Source organism: Kurthia sp. FSL E2-0154 (genome assembly GCF_038003625.1).
In the GTDB taxonomy this organism is placed as follows: Bacteria; Bacillota; Bacilli; order Bacillales_A; family Planococcaceae; genus Kurthia; species Kurthia gibsonii.
The window spans coordinates 1,888,265-1,909,153 of the sequence record NZ_JBBOPO010000001.1 but is presented as its reverse complement, the minus strand read 5'-3'; the positions used below and the strand labels follow the sequence as shown (position 1 = coordinate 1,909,153).

Annotated in this window: 20 protein-coding genes and 1 other RNA gene; 15 read left to right on the top strand and 6 right to left on the bottom strand. The window is 35.5% G+C overall.

What is annotated here, in order from left to right:
- Window positions 1-10: 10 nt before the first annotated feature.
- The 7 genes from eno (at window position 11) to ssrA (ending at window position 7,794) form a co-directional block, all read left to right on the top strand.
- A complete protein-coding gene (gene eno / locus MHB75_RS09410; protein WP_068451249.1) occupies window positions 11-1,306 on the top strand; it encodes a phosphopyruvate hydratase in 1,296 nt (431 codons plus the stop codon).
- A gap of 445 nt (window positions 1,307-1,751) precedes the next feature.
- Window positions 1,752-2,687, top strand: a complete 936-nt coding sequence (gene glsA, locus MHB75_RS09405) for a glutaminase A (protein WP_340997333.1) — start codon at window positions 1,752-1,754, stop codon at window positions 2,685-2,687.
- A gap of 133 nt (window positions 2,688-2,820) precedes the next feature.
- On the top strand, window positions 2,821-3,048 hold the full coding sequence (secG, locus tag MHB75_RS09400; RefSeq protein WP_068451255.1) for a preprotein translocase subunit SecG: 228 nt from the start codon (window positions 2,821-2,823) through the stop codon (window positions 3,046-3,048).
- A 69-nt stretch (window positions 3,049-3,117) separates the two neighbouring features.
- Complete coding sequence (locus MHB75_RS09395) at window positions 3,118-3,864, top strand: alpha/beta hydrolase (RefSeq protein WP_340997330.1); 747 nt, start codon at window positions 3,118-3,120, stop codon at window positions 3,862-3,864.
- A 36-nt stretch (window positions 3,865-3,900) separates the two neighbouring features.
- Window positions 3,901-6,291 carry a ribonuclease R gene (gene rnr, locus MHB75_RS09390; protein ID WP_340997328.1) on the top strand — a complete coding sequence of 797 codons (2,391 nt, stop codon included), beginning with the start codon at window positions 3,901-3,903 and terminating at the stop codon, window positions 6,289-6,291.
- 60 nt (window positions 6,292-6,351) lie between these two features.
- Complete coding sequence (gene smpB / locus MHB75_RS09385; RefSeq protein WP_068451263.1) at window positions 6,352-6,819, top strand: SsrA-binding protein SmpB; 468 nt, start codon at window positions 6,352-6,354, stop codon at window positions 6,817-6,819.
- A gap of 614 nt (window positions 6,820-7,433) precedes the next feature.
- Window positions 7,434-7,794: a transfer-messenger RNA gene (gene ssrA, locus MHB75_RS09380) on the top strand.
- 137 nt (window positions 7,795-7,931) lie between these two features.
- On the opposite strand, the gene MHB75_RS09375 is transcribed toward ssrA, so the two are convergent.
- The 6 genes from MHB75_RS09375 to MHB75_RS09350 all read right to left on the bottom strand — a co-directional run bounded on the left by MHB75_RS09375 (window position 7,932) and on the right by MHB75_RS09350 (window position 11,396).
- Window positions 7,932-8,201, bottom strand: coding sequence for a tyrosine-type recombinase/integrase (locus tag MHB75_RS09375; protein WP_340997322.1), 270 nt, complete (start codon window positions 8,199-8,201; stop codon window positions 7,932-7,934).
- Window positions 8,134-9,099, bottom strand: coding sequence for a site-specific integrase (locus MHB75_RS09370; RefSeq protein ID WP_340997319.1), 966 nt, complete (start codon window positions 9,097-9,099; stop codon window positions 8,134-8,136). Before MHB75_RS09370 ends, MHB75_RS09375 begins: the two co-directional genes overlap by 68 nt.
- A gap of 175 nt (window positions 9,100-9,274) precedes the next feature.
- Window positions 9,275-9,643: a tyrosine-type recombinase/integrase gene (locus MHB75_RS09365; RefSeq protein ID WP_340997316.1), complete on the bottom strand. Its 369-nt coding sequence runs from the start codon at window positions 9,641-9,643 to the stop codon at window positions 9,275-9,277.
- A 149-nt stretch (window positions 9,644-9,792) separates the two neighbouring features.
- Complete coding sequence (locus MHB75_RS09360; RefSeq protein ID WP_340997314.1) at window positions 9,793-10,248, bottom strand: site-specific integrase; 456 nt, start codon at window positions 10,246-10,248, stop codon at window positions 9,793-9,795.
- A gap of 256 nt (window positions 10,249-10,504) precedes the next feature.
- The gene (locus MHB75_RS09355) at window positions 10,505-10,672 is read right to left on the bottom strand and encodes a hypothetical protein (RefSeq protein ID WP_340997312.1); all 168 of its coding nucleotides are present in this window, start codon (window positions 10,670-10,672) and stop codon (window positions 10,505-10,507) included.
- Between the two features lie 550 nt (window positions 10,673-11,222).
- A complete protein-coding gene (locus MHB75_RS09350; RefSeq protein WP_340997309.1) occupies window positions 11,223-11,396 on the bottom strand; it encodes a hypothetical protein in 174 nt (57 codons plus the stop codon).
- 478 nt (window positions 11,397-11,874) lie between these two features.
- Here MHB75_RS09350 and MHB75_RS09345 point away from each other — a divergent pair, with 478 nt between their 5' ends.
- The 8 genes from MHB75_RS09345 to MHB75_RS09310 all read left to right on the top strand — a co-directional run bounded on the left by MHB75_RS09345 (window position 11,875) and on the right by MHB75_RS09310 (window position 20,878).
- Complete coding sequence (locus tag MHB75_RS09345) at window positions 11,875-12,102, top strand: hypothetical protein (RefSeq protein WP_340997308.1); 228 nt, start codon at window positions 11,875-11,877, stop codon at window positions 12,100-12,102.
- 391 nt (window positions 12,103-12,493) lie between these two features.
- Window positions 12,494-12,901 carry an NUDIX hydrolase gene (locus tag MHB75_RS09340; protein ID WP_340997305.1) on the top strand — a complete coding sequence of 136 codons (408 nt, stop codon included), beginning with the start codon at window positions 12,494-12,496 and terminating at the stop codon, window positions 12,899-12,901.
- 828 nt (window positions 12,902-13,729) lie between these two features.
- Entirely contained in the window at window positions 13,730-14,983 is a 1,254-nt protein-coding gene (locus tag MHB75_RS09335; RefSeq protein WP_340997303.1) for a restriction endonuclease subunit S, read from the top strand.
- The gene (locus tag MHB75_RS09330) at window positions 14,970-15,329 is read left to right on the top strand and encodes a hypothetical protein (protein WP_340997302.1); all 360 of its coding nucleotides are present in this window, start codon (window positions 14,970-14,972) and stop codon (window positions 15,327-15,329) included. The genes MHB75_RS09335 and MHB75_RS09330 overlap by 14 nt, the downstream gene beginning before the upstream one ends.
- 14 nt (window positions 15,330-15,343) lie before the next feature.
- Window positions 15,344-17,221 (top strand): HsdM family class I SAM-dependent methyltransferase, encoded by a 1,878-nt coding sequence (locus MHB75_RS09325; protein ID WP_340997301.1) that lies wholly within the window; start codon window positions 15,344-15,346, stop codon window positions 17,219-17,221.
- A gap of 39 nt (window positions 17,222-17,260) precedes the next feature.
- Window positions 17,261-18,688 (top strand): restriction endonuclease subunit S, encoded by a 1,428-nt coding sequence (locus tag MHB75_RS09320; protein ID WP_340997299.1) that lies wholly within the window; start codon window positions 17,261-17,263, stop codon window positions 18,686-18,688.
- 28 nt (window positions 18,689-18,716) lie between these two features.
- Complete coding sequence (locus MHB75_RS09315; RefSeq protein WP_340997297.1) at window positions 18,717-19,802, top strand: hypothetical protein; 1,086 nt, start codon at window positions 18,717-18,719, stop codon at window positions 19,800-19,802.
- The gene (locus MHB75_RS09310; protein WP_340997295.1) at window positions 19,799-20,878 is read left to right on the top strand and encodes a hypothetical protein; all 1,080 of its coding nucleotides are present in this window, start codon (window positions 19,799-19,801) and stop codon (window positions 20,876-20,878) included. Before MHB75_RS09315 ends, MHB75_RS09310 begins: the two co-directional genes overlap by 4 nt.
- Window positions 20,879-20,889 lie beyond the last annotated feature (11 nt).

Below are 20,889 nucleotides of genomic sequence, written 5' to 3'. Positions count from 1 at the left end.
ATTATTAAACATGCCAATTATTACAGATGTATACGCTCGCGAAGTATTAGACTCACGTGGTAACCCAACAGTAGAAGTAGAAGTATTAACAGAATCAGGCGCATTCGGTCGCGCAATCGTACCATCAGGTGCTTCAACAGGTGAATACGAAGCAGTTGAATTACGTGACGGTGACAAAGGTCGCTACCTTGGTAAAGGTGTAACAAAAGCAGTTCAAAACGTAAACGATGTTATCGCACCAGCATTAATCGGTAACTACGCAGTAACTGAACAAGTAGAAATCGATAACAAAATGATTGAATTAGACGGTACAGAAAACAAAGGAAACTTAGGCGCAAACGCAATTCTAGGTGTTTCTTTAGCAGTAGCACGTGCAGCTTCTGAAGTACACGGTCTACCACTTTACAAATACATTGGTGGTGTAAATGGTAAACAATTACCAGTACCAATGATGAACATCTTAAACGGTGGCGAACACGCTGATAACAACGTAGATATTCAAGAATTCATGGTAATGCCTGTTGGTGCAAAAACATTCAAACAAGCATTACAAATGGGTACTGAAATCTTCCATTCATTAAAAGCAGTATTAAAAGAATCTGGGCACAACACAGCTGTAGGTGACGAAGGTGGTTTCGCACCAAACTTAACATCAAACGAAGAAGCATTATCTACAATCATTACGGCAATTGAGCGCGCAGGTTACAAACCAGGCGAAGAAATCCAATTGGCGATGGACGTAGCATCTTCTGAGTTATATTCAGATGAAGATGGTAAGTACCACTTAGACGGTGAAGGTGTTGTGAAGACTTCTGAGGAAATGGTTGATTGGTACGAAGAGTTAACAAATAAATATCCAATCATCTCAATCGAAGATGGTCTTGACGAAAACGACTGGGCTGGTCACAAGTTATTAACAGAACGTATCGGCGATCGTGTACAATTAGTAGGTGATGATTTATTCGTAACAAATACGAAAAAATTAGCACGTGGTATCGAAGAAGGCGTTGGAAACTCAATCTTAATCAAAGTAAACCAAATCGGTACATTAACTGAAACATTAGATGCGATCGAAATGGCAAAACGCGCTGGCTATACAGCAATCATCTCTCACCGTTCTGGTGAATCAGAAGATACGACAATTGCTGACATCGCAGTTGCAACAAATGCTGGTCAAATCAAAACAGGTGCACCATCTCGTACAGACCGCGTAGCGAAGTACAACCAATTACTACGCATCGAGGACGAACTAGGTAAAACAGCTGTTTACCAAGGCCTAAAATCATTCTACAATTTAGATAAATAATCGAATGAAATAAGAGGAGTACGCAAAATGCGTACTCCTCTTTTAGTTGGATAGAAGGTGGGGGTGGGGTGGTGGATTCCCTTTCGCGCGAGGAATAGTCCCTTTCAAAGTGATGAATTCCCTTTCGCGCGAGGAATAGTCCCTTTCAAAGTGATGGATTCCCTTTCGCGAGTAGAATAGTCCCTTTCAAAGTGATGGATTCCCTTTCGCGCGAGGAATAGTCCCTTTCAAAGTGGTGGATTCCCTTTCGCGCGAGGAATAGTCCCTTTCAAAGTGGTAGATTCCCTTTCGCAAGTAAATCAGTTCCTTTCATAAAAAAAACTCTGCCCCATCCTCTAATGAATTTTTATCTGAAACAAACAAATTTAAGTCTTAAAATCAATAAAAGCTAGCTTCACAGAGCAAAAAATGGTATGAATAAGTAGAATGAAAGGAGATGACCTGAATGGCATCATTAGAATATTATGTACAAGAAAGTCAAAATTTATCTGTGTTAGGCGAAACAGCTTCTTATATCCCTGCACTTGATGAGCAGGATCCTTCCCAGTTCGCTGTGTGCTTGATTGATGAAAATGGAAATCAATTTTTAGCAGGCGACACATCAACATCTTTTACCCTTCAAAGTATTTCAAAAGTAATCTCGTTTATTTATGCGTGTGAAGAAATGACGCTCGATTATGTTTTACAGTATGTAGACGTTGAACCAACGGGTGATTCATTCAATTCGATTATTCGTTTAGAAAATACGGAGTTTGGTAAACCATTCAACCCGATGATCAATGCAGGTGCGATTACCATAACCTCATTACTTCCAGGACAAAATCGCGAAGAGAAGTTTCAACATCTATGCGACTTTATGGGGAAAATGATTGGCAAACCGGTAAAGATTAATCAAGAAGTGTATGAGTCGGAAATTAAAACAGCGGACCGAAACCGTTCGATTGCGTATTATTTAAAATCGAATCATATTTTACAAGGCGACGTGGAGAGTGTGCTAGATGTCTATTTCCGACATTGTGCAATTGAAGTAACAGTGGAGAGCTTGGCACGTATCGGTTTGATTTTGTCGAATGACGGTGTCGACCCAATTACGAATGAACGCTTCTTCTCAAAAGAGATTTCGAAAGTAGCAAAAGCATTGATGCTGACATGTGGTATGTATAACGCATCAGGAAAGTTCGCTACATTCGTCGGCTTACCATCTAAAAGTGGTGTGTCAGGTGGTATTTTAAGTGTGGCAGAACATGAAGACTTACAAGGTTTACAAGGAAAAATTGGGATTGCGACATTTGGGCCAGCTATCGATCCAATCGGAAATAGTGTAGCGGGAATTGAATTTTTAAAACGCATTTCGATTGAATATGATTTAAGTATATTCTAAATAATTTACATTTATCACTATGTACAAAGCGAAGTTCATGTTAAAATAGAAGTATCATTGTATTCGTGTGAAATAGTAGGACATTGTCAATTGAACAATGTTGTCGTGTTTTTTGATTCAGGAGGTGGAATGTATGCATACAGCAATTCTAGTTGCATTATTAATTGTATCAGTCGCATTAATTATCGTGGTTTTATTACAATCTAGTAAAAGTGCAGGTCTTTCAGGAGCCATCTCAGGTGGTGCTGAACAACTTTTTGGTAAACAAAAAGCGCGTGGTATGGACCTAGTGTTACACCGTATCACCATTGTACTTTCAGTTATTTTCTTTGTTTTAGCAATCGCTATCGCAAAATTTTAATGAACAGATGATAACCGTCTAACCACCATGAGGTTAGGCGTTTTCTGTTATATATTGGAGGTTTGTGCTATGAAAATTTCATTACCGAAGCCATTTTTCTTTGAAGGAGGCCCACGAGCAGTCTTATTATTACATGGGTTTACAGGGAGTTCAGCCGATGTGCATATGTTAGGACGCTTTTTACAAAAGAACGGTTATACAACGATGGCTCCGCATTATAAAGGACATGGGACATCCCCAGAAGAATTAATTCATACAGGGCCTGCAGATTGGTGGGCGGACGTACAGAATGCTTATCAATCACTACAAGAGCAGGGATATGAAGAAATTGCTGTCGCTGGACTGTCACTTGGTGGCGTATTTTCGCTAAAATTGGGTTATACAGCTCCATTAAAGGGAATCGTCACGATGTGTGCTCCAATGTCGATGCGTACAACTGAAAAAATGTTTGAAGGTGTGTTAAAATATGCCTATGATTTTGGGCGAGCACATGCTTATACAGAAGACGAACAAAAAGCATTACAGCAGCATTTAAAAGAGCAGGGAATGCCGTCACTACAAGAATTACGTCAATTGATTATGCAAGTACGTGAACGAGTAGATGAGATTTACGCTCCGATCTTTGTGGTGCAGGCAAGTAAAGATGAGGTCATCGATATTCACTCTGCACAATATATTTATGACACAGTCGAATCCAATGACAAAATGATTAAATGGTATGAGAATTCAGGTCATGTCATTACATTAGATCAGGAAAGAAAAGAGTTACAGCAAGATATTTTGGACTTCTTGAATACATTAGATTGGTCCAAGTAATCAAATACAAACATGCTGTACAAGGAGGGAAGATTTATGAATTTTGAACAACAAATACTCACGCTGATGAAACAAGAGAACTATAAGCCTTCAACGGTTTCAGAAATCGAAGATCAGCTGGGACTAACAGATGCCGAGGACTTCAAAGAATTGGTCAAAGCATTTGTAAAACTAGAGGAACAAGGACGCATCGTTCGCTCAGGACAAGATCGCTATGGTTTACCAATTCAAATGAATCAAGTACGTGGACGCTTCATCGGACACGCGAAAGGATTCGGATTTGTAGCACCAGAAGAAGAAGGTATGGATGATATTTTCATTCCACCAACTGCCACAAATGGCGCGCTAAATACAGATACTGTATTAGTGAACATCTCGAAATTAAAATCCGGTGAGCGACGTGAAGGTGAAGTCGTAGAAATTATCGAACGAGGAAACTCAACAATCGTTGGAGAATTCCAAGCCAATCGTGGTTTCGGCTTTGTTGTACCAGATGATAAAAAGTTTGGCACAGACATTTTTATTGCGAAAAATCACACACTTGGTGCAGTAGACGGACATAAAGTAGTCGTCGAAATTACAGAATGGCCAGATGGTCGTCATTCAGCAGCGGGTATTGTAACAGCGATTTTAGGGCATAAAAATGATCCAGGTGTCGATATTTTATCCATTATTCACAAGCACAATATTGATGTGGATTTCCCACAAGAAGTATTAGATGCCGCAAAAGCAATTCCAGATACCGTTCAACCACAAGACTTAGAAGGTCGTCGTGATTTACGTGACCAACTGATTGTGACGATTGACGGTGAAACGGCGAAAGACTTAGATGACGCTGTAACGGTAACGAAAAATGATGATGGCACGTATAAACTAGGTGTACACATCGCAGACGTTAGTCACTATGTAACAGATGGTTCACCACTTGACCGTGAAGCATATGACCGCGCGACAAGTGTCTATTTAACGGACCGCGTGATACCAATGATTCCACACCGTTTATCGAACGGTATTTGCTCATTGAATCCACAAGTAGACCGTCTGACATTGTCATGTGAAATGACGATTAATGCACAAGGGATTGTCGTTGATCACGAAATTTTCGAGAGTGTGATTAACACAACAGAACGTATGACGTACACAGATGTGTATAAAATTTTAGAAGAAAAAGACGAAGCGCTTATTAAACGCTACGAACCGTTAGTACCGATGTTTGAACATATGAAAGAATTATCGGCTATTTTACGAAATCGTCGTGAAAAACGTGGTGCAGTAGACTTTGACTTCAAAGAATCTGCAGTTGTTGTAGATGAAAAAGGATGGCCAGTTGATGTAGTTATTCGTGAACGTACAGTGGCAGAGAAGTTAATTGAAGACTTCATGTTAGCAGCGAATGAAACAGTGGCAGAACATGTATTTAACATGAAATTACCATTCATCTACCGTATTCACGAAGATCCAAAACCTGAGAAGTTACAACGCTTCTTCGAGTTTATTACAAACTTCGGTATCCTTGTAAAAGGTAAGGGCGATACAGTGGATCCAAAAGCTTTACAACAGATTTTAGAGTCGGTAGAAGGACAACCGGAATACCCAGTAATCTCTACAATGATGTTACGCTCGATGCAACAAGCAAAGTATAGCCCAGAATCACTTGGACACTTTGGTTTATCAACAGAGTTCTACACGCACTTTACATCACCAATTCGTCGTTACCCTGACTTAATTGTGCATCGTTTATTACGCACATATGTCATCAATAAAGACACATCAGGCAAAACGATTGCGTATTGGGGCGCACATATGGAAGAAATCGCAAACCATACGTCAGAACGTGAACGCCGCGCAGTCGATGCGGAACGTGATACAGAATCAATTAAAAAAGCACAGTACATGTCAGATAAAATCGGTGAAGAGTTTGAAGGTATCGTGAGCTCGGTAACGAACTTCGGTATGTTTATCGAACTTGAAAATACGATTGAAGGACTTGTGCATAATAGTAATCTAACAGATGACTACTACAACTTTGATGAACGTACAATGTCGATGATTGGCGAACGTACAGGACGCATCTTCCGCATTGGTGACAAAGTGAAAGTCAAAGTACATGATGTGAACTTAGAAGAATCATCTGTCGACTTTATCGTTGTCGGTATGCCAGCGCCACGTGCGAAATCAGGCAGACCAACACGTGTCATTACAGCAGGTGGACGCGGTGCGAAGAAGTCTGAAGGGCAAAAAGGTAGTGGTAGCGGCAGTTCGAAATCGCGCCGTACACCGAGCGGTCCAAAAGTGAACGGTAAAACACGTAAACAAGATCGCAAACGCAGTACGGAAGGCGAACCGAAAAAAGCGCATAAAGGCAAAAAGTTCTATGAGAGCATTGCCAAGCAACAGAAGAAAAAAGGACGCAAAAAGAAAAAATAACGAGCACAGCCCTCCTGACAAGTCATTTGTCAGGAGCAGCTCACATTTGAGGTGATATACATGGCAAAGGGTGCAGGAAAAGTCGTTGCACAAAACAAAAAAGCAAATCACGATTATGCGATTGAAGAAACGATTGAAGCAGGCATTGTCCTAACGGGTACTGAGATTAAGTCAATCCGTAAAGGGAAAGTACAGTTGAAAGATTCCTACGTACTTATTCGTAACGGTGAAGCATTCATTTCAAACATGCACATTAGCCCGTTCGAACAAGGGAATATCTTCAACCATGACCCATTACGCACACGTAAACTCTTATTACACCGCAAACAGATTGACCAACTAAACTTAGACGTCAAACGTGATGGTTATACCATTGTCCCATTGAAAATGTACTTAAAAGACGGTTTTGCTAAATTATTAATTGGTACAGGTAAAGGGAAAAAGACATACGATAAACGCCACGACTTAAAAGCAAAAGAAGCAAAACGAAACATGGATCGAGCAATTAAAGCGAAAAATCAATACTAATAGGCATTTTCCTTGAAGTATGACCATTTTTGTCATATAATATTCAAGTAATCAAGCCAGTATCAGATTCGTTCTGATTCTACAGTTGCCACTTCGCAACTGTATCCCGAATGAACCTTGATCATCCAATCTGCACTCTGAGAAGGCACACGCTTTCTACTGACGATGTTGCCTATTGGATGGAAAATTCACAATCACCCAATACTAGCTGTAGGAATGGATATATGAAATGCCCAGTGCGAATCATATGGAGATTCTGACATGTGGAAGTAGATTGGAACGGATATATGAGGAACTCGTGGTGTCATCGACATTGTGAAGAAAACATATAGAAGTTCTGAGACGCGAAAGCCACAGAACGCGCGAAGGAGTGTACGTTTGTACATGACTGAAGCAAGTGAAGGCAGCTGACAAAGCATTGCGCAGTAGATTGGAACGGACATATGAAAAATTCGTGGTGTTACCGACACAATGAAAAAAATCATATAGAAATTTCAAGATACAAGCAAGACGCGAAAGCCACAGAACGCGCGAAGGAGTGTACGTTTGTACATGACTGAAGCAAGTGAAGGCAGCTGACAAAGTATTGCGCAGTAGATTGGAATTTATATCAGGGGGACGTTACGGATTCGACAGGGATATCCAGGCTTAGGTTGCGCGTCGGAGGTCTCGGCTTCGTCACCAACGGAAGTTATATAATAACTGGCAAAACAAACAACAACTTAGCTTTCGCAGCCTAGTCTGCTGAAACTGCCTATCTACCCTATCGCCCATGTAGCGTAGTTTAGGCTCACTTATAGTGGGATACGCTGTTAGGTGCCACCTTAGTCTAACAGAAGAGATTTCAAGGTTAGCGTACACGACGCCTGTTTGTCGGCATACTGTCACGTGAACTTGCAAGTAGACAAACTACACGCGTAGAAGCCTAAGTACTGGAGTTTCTGGACGCGGGTTCGACTCCCGCCGTCTCCATAAGACGAAATCATATGATTTCATAGAGTGTCAAAATCCTTGATATATAAGGGTTTTGGCACTTTTTTAATGCCTTTGAGTTGTACTGAATTGGACTGAACTGAAACCTTATTAACCTTTGTTAATCCTTTGTTAGAAAGTTAATCAATACTGGGCTCATGAATAAAGTTTGTGAATTTATCGATTGTCTCGGCTTTTGCTTTTTTAGTGGCGTTGGCATAGACATCTAATGTTGTTTTTACATCTTTATGACCAAGTCTAAATTGGACTTCTTTAATTGTAGCTCCAGCTTCAAAAAGTAAAGAACAATGAGTGTGGCGTAATCCGTGCGCTGTAATGTAGTCAAGACCATGGCTTTTGTAGAAATTGTGAAGGCCATCGAACTGTTTTATTTGAATCTTGCAATACATTATATTCATTTGAAAATACTAGTTGCTTTTTAGTGTTTGTATTGAATCCTTTTTCTTTATAAATTTTTGCTTGTTTGAGCTTCCATATTTTTAAAAGGCTCATCGTTTTTTCATCGGCTTTAATTGTCCGAGGCTCCCCATTTTTCGTAGGGCCAACATACAAGCCTGATTCTCCACGCTTTACAGCTTTTGTGATTCGGATTTCTTGCGTTTCAAAGTCAATGTCTTTCCATTGAAGTGCAAAAGCTTCACCTTTACGCATTCCTGTAAATGCAAGAAGATGAAAAAGAGTAGATTGTTTTAAATTATTGTCTTGCTCTAGATAAGATAAAAATTGAATCAATTGTTCACGTGAATAGAAATTTTCAAATTCTTCTTCATTATCATCTATGTTGATTTTAGATTTTATGATAGGCATTTCTACAAGATTGAAGGGGTTTTTATCGATTAAATCATGTTTTATTGCATATTTTACGACTAACGCAGCATGATTTTTCACCATATGGAAACGCTGGAGCTTTTTTGCCCAATTATTAACGTGCTTTTGACAAATTGCTGCATCGATTTTAGCAATTTTATAGTCTCCAAAATTGGGCAAAATATGATTTGCAAAAATACGCTTCGTTTTTAATAACGTACTATCTTCAACTGTATTTTTGTAATGTTCCATCCATAATTGGTAAACGTCACGATATGTTTCCACTGCCTGTTTACGAAAAGAACCAATACGAATTTCCTGTTGAATTTGAAGAAGAGCTTCTTTAGCTTCCTTTTTTGTTTTAAATCCACTTCGGGTAGTCGTCCGTTCTTTACCAGTTAACGGATCTACACCGACATAAACGTGAAATTTGTATCTCGTTTCTTTGTTTTTTAGTTGGTAACTTTTAATATTAGTCATATATTCCTCCAGTCTATTGCTTACGGAGACGAAGAGGTGTAGTAATAGTTACTATAATTAAAGTGTATTTGATGAAATTAACATTGGCAAATTAGAAAAGGGCAAAAAAATAACCACTAGGGAATAATATTATACTCCCTTAGCGGTTTTTTAATTTTGTAGATTGTGAATATAGTCACACGAATCGATAAACGTCATGATTTTTATAGTAATCTAGTAAAGATTGTAGAGTGTCTAATTTAATTTTATCTGTCACATGCGTGTAGTATTTGTGAGTAGTGTTTGAATTTTTTGTATGCCCAAGACGATCCTGTATCCCAATTAAACTTGCACCTGCTTCGTGTAAATGTGTTGCATGAGTATGTCGGAGACCATGCACAGTAATATATTTTATCTTTAAGTCGTTTATTGCTTTAATTAGTTGTTCATTTGGAAAATAGGAATCAACATAGTTATTAACAGAGTTAATAAAAATCAATTGGTCTGTTGTTTTTCTAGTGAGATTCCAAGTTGATTTAAACGTAACATTTGTTCTTGTTGCCACTGTTTTAGAATATTTAGTGTTATATCATCAATAACAATGCTACGGTTAAGTTTCCCTCTAGGACGACCAATATTTTTCCCATTATTATGCTTAGAATAAGAATATGCTTCATGAATTTCTAGCGTTTTCTTCTTATAATCAATGTCTGATCATGTTAATACCAATAACTCCCCTTTACGAATTCCTGTTAACATCAGTAAACGTAATAAAGCCTGTGTCATTAAATCAAGAGTTGGTAAATAGGATATTAATAGTTTAAAGTCTTCGATATCGAGATAATTATCGCTAATTTCATGTACTATTTCTTTTGGAATTTTGGCAATATTAAATGGATTTGAATTAATGTATTCATAACGTACTGCAGTGTTCATAATATCCGATGCATAATTAATGATATGTTGAAAGTACTTTAGATTTTTTGATAACTGTAAGGCGAACTTTTTACAATGTCGAACAGTAATTTTTGATACTTTCATATGTGCAAAAAACGGTAGTATATGATTCTTAAAATAGCCTTCCGTTTTAGAATACGTACTCATAACAATCCCAGAATTTTTATAAAGTACATCCCACTCTTCATATACATCTGAAAAAGTTTTACGCATATCTTCAGACCTTTACCCATTATTAAACTCATATTTTATTCTTTCCTGTATTTGGATCAACACCTAAATAAACAGTAAATCGATAAAAGGTAGTCCCGTTTTTTAATTTATACTCCTTAATTGCTTTATGATATTTTGTACTTATAGGCATATTATATTTCCTCCAATTATTGAGTTAAATAGCGTGTTTTTAAATAAAATCATCTAATGCAGTCTTAGAAACTCTACGAATTCTCAAGACTTCTGATATTTCTAATCACATTGTCTGGAAAGTTTTTAAAGTCTTATAAGAAACATTTAGATAGGCTGCGGCAGTCTTTAAATCCATCCATTCACCTATAAATTTGTTTGATTCTACTGTTTCCTCATTTTTACTAAGCATATAAATAGCTCCTTTCAGTGTGATAAATTCTAGTGCTTGCAAGCTAGAAACATAATAGCTAGTGATTTTAAATATTCGAATAGACTTATTAAAAAAATGAAAGAATTTTGGAAAGAATTAAATTACGTTTTAACTGAGTGTGTGGAGATCTATAAAATAATTAAGTGGGTTTATATTTTTTTTTTGATAAATAAATGCAAATAAAAAAGCAAAGGGAAAATTCCCACTGCTATTAGGAATGTCATCCAATAGATTCCATTATTGAATATTGTCTTAAAAATCATAAAAACTATAATGATCTAATTCACGTATTTCAGTGACTATATAATAAAGCAAATGTTTATTATTGTTTATATCTAGCTCTTCGTCTAAATACAGGAGATCTACTAAGTTTAAAGTTATTGGTTTCCAAACAGCATAGATATAGCTAGAATCATAAGAGGAATACAATTCTTTTTTCTATTTCTTCTTTGTTCTCTAGAAAGATTAAATGGTTCACATTAGTTTCAGCATCAAAGATTTCCGTGATGTGTGCTAATGTATACTCACCCGTAAAATCAAGCCCCAAAAATGTGTATAACCCTTCGCCTTTTCATCGTATTTCTAATACAACTTCTTCGGCATCTTCATAGTAGTAAGCATCTTCTTCATAATAATTTTCACTTTTCCACTTATTAATTAAATACTGCTTTGCCAGTACTTTAAGTTCTTCTTTCGTAGATACAAAAAACATCCCTTGAATATTTTCTTCATTTACTTCTAACATTTCTTCATAATAATGCTTTGTATTGTACGATTGTTAAATTCATTGTTCTGTTTTCAATCCTTTCTAATTTTAAATACTATAGTAGAAGGATTCTTTAATTCGAAGGGGAAAAGAGGAAAAAATAATAATTTTATTCAGGATGTCTAGGGAGAAATATCCTAGAAATCCTTAAATATCTTGATAATAAAAGGTTGGTGATTGATAAAAAATTCTTATATGTACAACACATAACATATTTAATTATTTGCGTTATAAGTTCGTTTTTATAATTCAAGTCTCGCTACTTTATCCGCTTTTTTATATGAACAGTTTTTTAAACTTTCTTGATAGTCCTTTCGTTTGTCTTCTGAATTTGGGAGGTTTAAGATTTAATCGTATTCATCCGTTGTAGCTAAACTAGTTAAAAATCGCTTCCAACTTATATCGGCTTTTTGTGTTGTTAACACTTCATGTTCAGTTTAAAGAGGCGATTACCCTATTGATGAAGACAACGTCTGATTCAATTAAACTCGTTATTTTTAATAACTGTTTTTCAAATGGACAAGCAGAAGCTATAACGGAACACATTGACTGTGCAATAGGCATGAATAAAGCCGTCTACGATGATGCTGGAAGAGAATTCGTTGCACAGTTTTATTCTGCTATTCCCTTTGGAAATTCCGTACAAAATGCCTTTGGTGAAAGTTTGTTAAAAATATTAAAATGAGGAAAGTGAGGGGGTAATACCCTTTCTATCCAAATGGCTGTGTCATTGTGGATTTAGAGCATGATAATCCACCCTAACGGTTCACAGTGTAGCGGGGTGGATTATTTATTTACAACAATGTTTTAATATAAGCAAAATATCAAGATGTTTAATTCTATGAATTCTTTTTAGTATGAGGGAGGCGAATATGTATTTTTTACTATTTTTCTTAGTTCTTATGGTATTAATCATTCTAATTGTTATAAAGAGAAACACTAAAAAGTTAGCCCTAGCTTTAGCTGTTATACTGTTTCTGCTTACCATTGGTGGAATTATGTTTATCAGAGATGTTGTACAAAATTTTGCCCCATAGTTACTAACCGAGATCAGAATATAAACAGTAGTATGAAGAATGAAAAGCTCAAATAAAATAGTTGTTGCTCTTAAAGGTGTTATTGTAGATGAAGGCAGCGTATTAATAGTTCAACGTGCAAAAGAAGATAAAATCGGCGGCGGGACTTGGGAATGTGTTGGTGGAAAAATAGAGTTTGGAGAAGATTTAGAATCTGCACTCTTACGAGAAATTAAAGAAGAAGTAGGATTATCTATTACAGTAGAGAAACTTGTATATGCTACTATCTTCAAAACTGATCCAACAAGACAAGTTGTTATTTTGACTTATCTTTGTAGTAGCGATAGTAGTAATGCTATTCTTTCTAAGGAACATTCTAGTTTCAAGTGGGCCACTAAAGAACAATTGAGATTACTATTGTCTCCGGAAATAATAACTGATTTTGAGAAAATAATGTTTTCTCTATAGAAATATTGAATTAATATCATCTTCCTTGAAAATTGACTGTTTCAATAAGTGGTTCATTTACCGTGGAGAAAAATCATAACAAATCATTTACTAAATAATTTAAGCTAGAACAAATAGTTAAGGGGGAAAACATTTGATAAGATATCTTATTAGTATAATTAGCTGCCTTCTTCTATTTTTTAGCGGGATGTACAATAAATTACTCATGGTTTTACATTTCCATTTCTTATTCTCTCATTGAGAGGTTTAATTGGTTTTATTGGTAGTTTATTTTACAAAGTGAAGGAAAAAGAAGCTTAACAACCTTATGGACTGAAGCCTTTTCAGTCCTATTTTTTGCTTGTAACTTTTAAGAATTATATTGAAAAGGATTCTACTTGATCAGTAGAATTGCTCAAAACTCCAAGGTATTGAATATGAATCACATGTCTCATAAAGTAAGGGTATTAACCTTAATCAATACTTATATTTAAAATTGAAGTCCAACAGGGAGAAGTAATTGTTATGTACACTTTATTAAACAATCGCATATGGGACGTATGCCATACTACTATTATTGATGAGAGTTAACAACAAAATTCAACGTTCAAAAGGGATTACTAATAATTTTTTATTATGATGAATTTGATGGTAACCACTACAAAAATGTTGTTATTTTTATTGCAAATAATAAATCAATCAACGAGTTTTTAATTTTAAAAAGAGTATAAAATGAACAATAAACAAATAATTCGTTGACAGCATATGTAAAATTGTTGTAAGTTAAGGTAGACAGAAAGTTTGAAAAGAAAAAGTGTGGTGATTCCTATATACCGATACATAATACCTATGAATCTTAATACTGAAAGGTTAGACCCGCATTACTATGAAATAAAAGAGAAATTAAATATGAAGATTGAGAAAATCAACTCAGTTGAACTATCGGAACTATGTGAAGGAATAACTGATGGTACTCGTAATGCTAAGGATTTTTCTAATGAGGGGATACCGTACATTAAAATTTCAAACATAAATAACCAAGAAATCCAATTTAATAATGTATCTTATTTAGCGAATTACTTAGGTATTGAATCGAAAGCTATTATCAAAAAGGGCGATATACTCATATCTAAGGTAGCTGCGATTCCGAAGGTGGCTATAGTTGATGAGAATGCCGATGGTGCTATCATCAGTCCGGATTTATTGAGATTAAGACCGAAAAATATGAAAGCAAAAGATATAATCTTCAATTTTTTGAATACTGAGCTTGGTCACCTTTCGATGAAACTGGCGGTTACTCCCTCGGTTATACCGAAAATTTCTATTAAGGAAATAGGTAAAATGTTAATTCTGTTAGATAAGCAACCTACTAACGCCTCTACGAATCTAGATATGGAACAAGTGGATTATAAGCAGCTGCTAGAAAACTTTTATAACGTTGACGAGAAACGATACTTAGAAAATCTTTCACCTAATTTAATATGGGTATCGAAAGAGTTATCTCCAGATAGGCTCGATGTCCTCTACTACCAACAATGTAATACAAGGTTGTATATGGATTTCAAAGAGCGATTAAGAAATGAGGAATGGGTACAGCTAAGTGAAGTTGTTGAAATTGTTGATAAAACAATTAGTCCTTCTGAATTCAAAGATCAAACTATTTCGTATATTGGTATAAAAAATTTGGATCGTGAAAAATGGCTAATTCATACAACTGAAAAAGTTCCTTATAAAACAGTTTGGAGCCGTGCGCGCTATGAATTAAAAGCAGGGGATATATTGTTAGGAGTTATCGGTACAAAGATTGGTGAAAAGGAGCAACCACTTGCAATCGTTCCAAACCATTTCGCAAACTCAATTGCGTCCAATGTATTTGTAGTTTTAAGGACTTTTTACTTACCAGAACGATATATACTTTGGTGCCTAACACATCCATTTGTACGTTTACAATTGCGAATTAAGAGTAGAGGTGGGATACAGCCATTTCTATCAATTCATGATTTAAAACAAGTTCTCGTTCCAAGGTTACCAATTAATAAAATAAATGAAATTGACAGTATCTTAGAGAGTTATCAAGGAGGTGATCATCTTGATATTTCATGAATACCTAAGCACACCAAAAACAACAGAACAATTAGTGAATATTGCAAAAGAACACGGATTGAATTGGAATGAGGACCAAGTGAAATTATATAGTTTGCTTGATCCTAATATATATGAAACAGGCTCAGGTCAATGGGCTATTAAAGTTGATGATCGTCGTCAAACTATATTAGGGGCAATTGAAAAAGCACTAGAAAAGCGACCGATGACTAAAATTGACCCCAATATTATAGAACAGTTACCAAGTGATATGATTGTGCCTCATAATGAGGTAATTGAAGTGGCTGTTAGTACAGGGCTTTATGAATCGCCAAGAGAAAATATTATCCGCGTGAAACGAAAATAAGGGAGAAACCAATAATGCAAACATTAATTGAAGAGTTAAAAGAACAACTTATGATGAAGGGATATAGTACATTTTCTGAACCGGAAACACATGAAGAAGATGGCACAACGATTTTCTTAGCCACTGGGGATGAAAAAATTGTTTATGTAAAGGTATTTGACAAGGGTGCGGATTTGTCATTTGAAGTACAAGATGCTGCTTTAATAGAGGCGCAGTATCATGAAGAGGCACCGGATTTTATTTGGGCATCAAATGGTGAAGTGAATTATTATGCCGACTGTATTGAGTCAGATCCACTGGCAGAAATACCAGCTGTTATTGAGGTAACGAAAAAAGAAAAACGACAAGTTTCTAAACAAGAAGAATGGTCAAGAAAGATGTACTCTACTCTTCAAAAGCGATTTGATGATTTGCATGAACGCTTATATGGACCGGGTGGGGCTGATAATATCAGCAGTACGAACGAAGCCATTGATGAATTAAGTAAGCTGCTTTTTATGGAGACTTTCCGCTTGTATCATCAAGACTATGTATTAAGAGAAGGAAAAAATGCAGGTCTGCGAATTTTTGATATTTTAAAGTATCAATACATAAAAGAGAATGGAAAAGAGGCTGTTAGGCAAATTCGTGATGCTTTTAAAGAAATAAAAAATCATGAGGATTATGTTGCAGTTAATGACCTCGGTGAAGAATGTTTTATCTTTAGTGAAGATGAATACATTAGGTTGGAAAATCCAGCAAACTTTATTGCCGCGTTTGAAACATTTCAAGAATTAGATGATTTTGAAGATGAAAATGGAAACCGAGTGAAAGCGACATTGAAAAATGTCAGTGCGGATATTTTAGGGCGTTTATTCGATGTATTGATGCGTGGTAAATATGATAATAAAATTGGTCAAGCTACTTACTTAACACCGAGACAAGTAACTGAAGCAATGATTGAAATGGTTATGCATGATTTAACATCTAACCCAAAAGAAGCATCAAAATTAATCACAGCTGATGAAAAAGGTATTCCTACATTTAGAATGGGCGACATCACTTGCGGCTCCGGTGGGTTCTTAATAAAAAATTATGAAGCAGTAAAAAAATATATGCTCACGCAGTTCACGGGGACGATGAAAGAAAAAATGGAGAAGCATTTTGAACTTATGAAAGAACATAGTTTTGTTGGAGCAGATAAGACGCGAAACATGGTATTAAAAGCTCGCTTAAATATGGCGATGCATGGATTGCCAAAAGCACCGATATTTTGGGTAACAGATTCATTGATGACAGAATCATTAAAGCCAGAAAGTTTTGATTTGATTGTTACGAATCCACCATTTGGATCTGGTTCAGTTTCTAATAAAACGGATGAAGGAAAAGCAATTATTGAACGTTATAGTACTGGGATTGATGAAACAGGTAAACCGAAAAAAGATGGTCTTTGCTTAGGTTCGAAGCCAAATGCTAGAGGTGTTTGGAAGGAAGTTAATTCAACCGATCAAGCAGTACTGTTCATTGATCGGAATTTACAATTATTAAGACCCGGTGGGCAATTAATTATTGTTCTTCCCGATGGAATTTTAAGTAACTCAAGCTATAAGTATGTTCGTGAATATTTAATGGGCAAGAAAAATGAAGTAACAGGCGAATTTGAAGGTGGTAGGGCAGTTGTAAAGGCAGTTGTATCACTTCCAACAGTAACATTTCAGTTATCTGGTACAGGAGCAAAAACATCTTTCTTATATATCAAGAAAAAAGAACACGAAAATGAGAAACAAGGACAAGTGTTTATGGCGGTAGCAGATGAAATTGGATTCGATGTTAAAAATAAAGTAGAAGTGCAATTAGGAAATGATCGTAATGATTTATTAAAGATTGTGGATGCTTACAAAAAAGGCTTTTAAAGGCCCACTCTGTATTCTTAAAATGAAAGGGGTTTTTATATGAAACAAAGTAGTACCGTGTCTAAAAAGCCTTCTATTGTTTGGGCAAATAATGCACTTCTTGATGAGGAAAGGCTTGATAGTAAATTTTATGATGTTAAGTTTATTGAAAAACAGACGAAATTATTAGAATCTGGTATCCCGACAATAAAGCTAAAAAATCTCATGATTAATATGAATGCACCAATCGGCTGGCAAGGAATTCCTTCATCAGCTTATAGAGAGCGAGGGGAGGGTATCCCTTTAATAAGGATACAGAATATTAAAGATAATCAAGTTGATTTAGATACAGTTATTGATATTGATCCGAATATATATTTTGAACAACCTGCAATTCAAGCTGAAAAAAATGATATTATTATTACTAGGGTTGGAACAATTGGGAGACTGTGTAAAGTACCTTGTAATGTAAATAAAGTAGCTATGGGACAAAATTTAACACGTGTTTCATTTAATACTGATGAATTAGATGTGGATTATATTCTTGCATATATGAGTACCGAATATTGCTTAGATCAGATGACTAGATTTGCGTATGGTGGAGTCCAACCATCATTAACAAATAAAAATATAAAGGACCTATTAATTTTACTTCCTAAGTTCGGTATTCAGACGTACATAGGTAATAAAATACGTAATGCAGAACAGCTTCGTGAAGAAGCTAAGCAATTGAAGGAAGAAATAGAGCATATATTCTTGAAAAATTTGGAACTAGAAATGCAAAATGAAACTAATATGGGTCAAAAATACTCTTGGATTGAAAGTAATCAAATTATTGACAGAATTGATGCAGGTTATTTTTCGACAAAGTATTTAATGTTAGAAGAATTAGAGAAAAAATATGATTTTATTTCTCTCTCAGATTTAGTTTTAGAATTGAAAACAGGTAAAACACCTTCAAATGATGTAGATGATAAAAATGGAACTGTTTTAATTGCAGTAAATAATGTTATATCTGACGACCTAGAACTTGATAATAATGTTAGAAAAGTTAAAATAAGTGACCAATTATTATTTACTAGGGAAGGTGATTTGTTAATTACAAGAGTAGGTACTGTTGGGGTATGTAGTATTGTTGAAAATTATCAGGAAGGATTGGCAGTAAGCGATAATGTCATTTCTGTTAAATTTAAGAAATTGGATATTCCAATTAGATACATAGCTGCTTATTTAAATTCTCCAACAGGAAAGTTGCAAATTGAACGTATTGTAAAAGGTGCAGTTCAACCTGTCATTAATTATTCTAGTATTAAAGAATTGAAAATTCCTAAGTTAGATTTTTCTAGTATGAATCAAATTGATCTATTAATAAGGAATTGGAAAGATAATCTATTAAAAGCTAATGAATTAATACAAGAAGCAAAACAAGATGTCCAATTCCTCATAGAAGGCAATTTTGATGAGTCAAAAATAATTGAGACAGAGTGAATTTGGTTGTTGAAGGGAGGGGCGCTTTTTGAATGTAAAGAAGAGTTATCAATGGCTGAAACAACTATACGATTATGGAGAATGTGAGCTGAATGATACATTTTCGTTTCTAAAACAACAAGGCTTACTTGAAATGATACAAAACAGATATGTAATTACTAACAACTGGATTACTTATAGTCAACTATTTCAATCTGAAAAGGACTATCTATTCTCACTCTTCTGTTTTAAGACTAATTATCAAAAATATCTAGTAGAAGATGCACTTTTAACAGCTTTAAAGATGAGTGAGACAAAGGATTTAAAGGGAATTGAAACATTTGTAAGTAATTTATCAAATCTTTCTGCCTATACGGTTTCTGTATTGGCAGAAATTAAAGGAAATAGTGGTTTTTCAAATGCATGTTTGGAAGTTCGATTAAAACCAAAAGAAGAACAGTTTCAAGATTTCAATCGGCTTATCTTTGATGGCTCACCACATTATCAACGAATAATGTTTTATTTAAAGCTTGTTCAAGCATATAAGCAGGAAAACGTGATAGAAGATATTGACCTCGGCAAGAAGATAGATGAGCAGTGGAAAAAGGGAAGGAAGATTTCAGCAGATCTTTCTCTTGCCTCTTTGAAAGAGAGACCAGTGCATACGCTTGTTCCTTTTATCCCTGAACGTAAGATTGATCATCCACAATTTCAGCATATCTTTACTTATCCTTGGAAGGTATTTGTATTCCTTTGTTGCATTGTACGAGAGAATTTTGAAGCACAAGGGGTACAGGCTATTCGCTTTCAAGTGGTAGGGGATGGTGTTGATGTGTTATTAACAGCAAGCAATCATCAGCAATTTAGATATGGGAGCTTTGATGAATTTGCTATTGAATTCTGCAAAAAAAATCAGTACCAATTGTTTCCTTATGAATTGCGCAACTTACACACTATTTTTCAAAACCTTGTTGAACGTAAATTACTTACTGTTGTAAACGATGAATATCGTTTACCAACAACAATAGAAGATGTAATCTATCATACTCGTTTATTTATTCCTCTTATTGCTGAGAGTAAACAGCTACGTGCAAGGTTAGAGCAATGGATCGATGAATTGAGGGAAAAACGATGAAACATATTCGCCTTTCAATTGAACGCTTTTGGATTGAACCGGGTAACTTTGAGTTATGGTGTGAGCAATTATCACGCATACCACATCAAACAGAAGCAAAATCAATGAAAGAAATTGCCTCATTTTACTTAAATAAAGATGTAACTGAAAAAGATAAAAAGCTTGATCGCTCAAAAGAATTGTTTGGATTATTAGGCTATGAATATTTTAAACGAACTGCTCAATTTGAAATTAAAGGTGTATTCTTCCTTGAACGAATTAATGGACATTTACAACTAACTGAGGACGCAAAAAAAATTATAAGTTCCTATAAAAATGATGATGGATGGGAAGTGTTGTTAGCAAGGCAGTTACTACGCTTCTCACCAAGAGTTAGAGTAGTTATTCATATGCTTTTAAATGGTGGATATTTTAATACTAATGATGCATCGTTGGATTTTATTGGGAAATGGCAGCTAGATATGGACGGTGCATCATATCATCCTTTTGCAAGTAATCCGCAAAAAAATGATATGAATCGTTTATTAGCATTATTTAAAGTAGAAGCATTAGGTAATGAGTGGATGAAACTTCTTCTGGCGAAAGAAACTGGGTTGGAAGAATGCTGGTCTTTTATTGGCTCTGGAGGAAAAGAACCTGCTATAACAAATCTAACAGCATTTATGCGCTCTCCTATGCAATTGTTTGAATATCTAGATTGGTTTATTAGAGATGAAGGCGGAAAAGTAATTTTAAATAAAGAAAAAGTCTCTCATGACATAGATAACTTAGGTTCTCTATTTACTATTACTCCAACAGATTCAGTAGATGAAGTACATACATTAAAAGAAACAATTCATTTTCTCTCTGATGATCGCGGCTTTTTCCCACTTGAACCAGTTTTAGAACAAGTTTTAATAAAACATTACCCTTCTTGGGATAAGGGTCTTTCTCGGTTTGTTGATTATTATATTACAGATGGTATAAATAAGGGGATTTTTACTGTAGTTGCACATGAATCAGGTCAACCACGTCATGGTAGAGGTTATCTAGGAAAAAGGGAGTATCAGTTAATAAAGCTTGATATTCACCAATAAGGAGTGTTCAA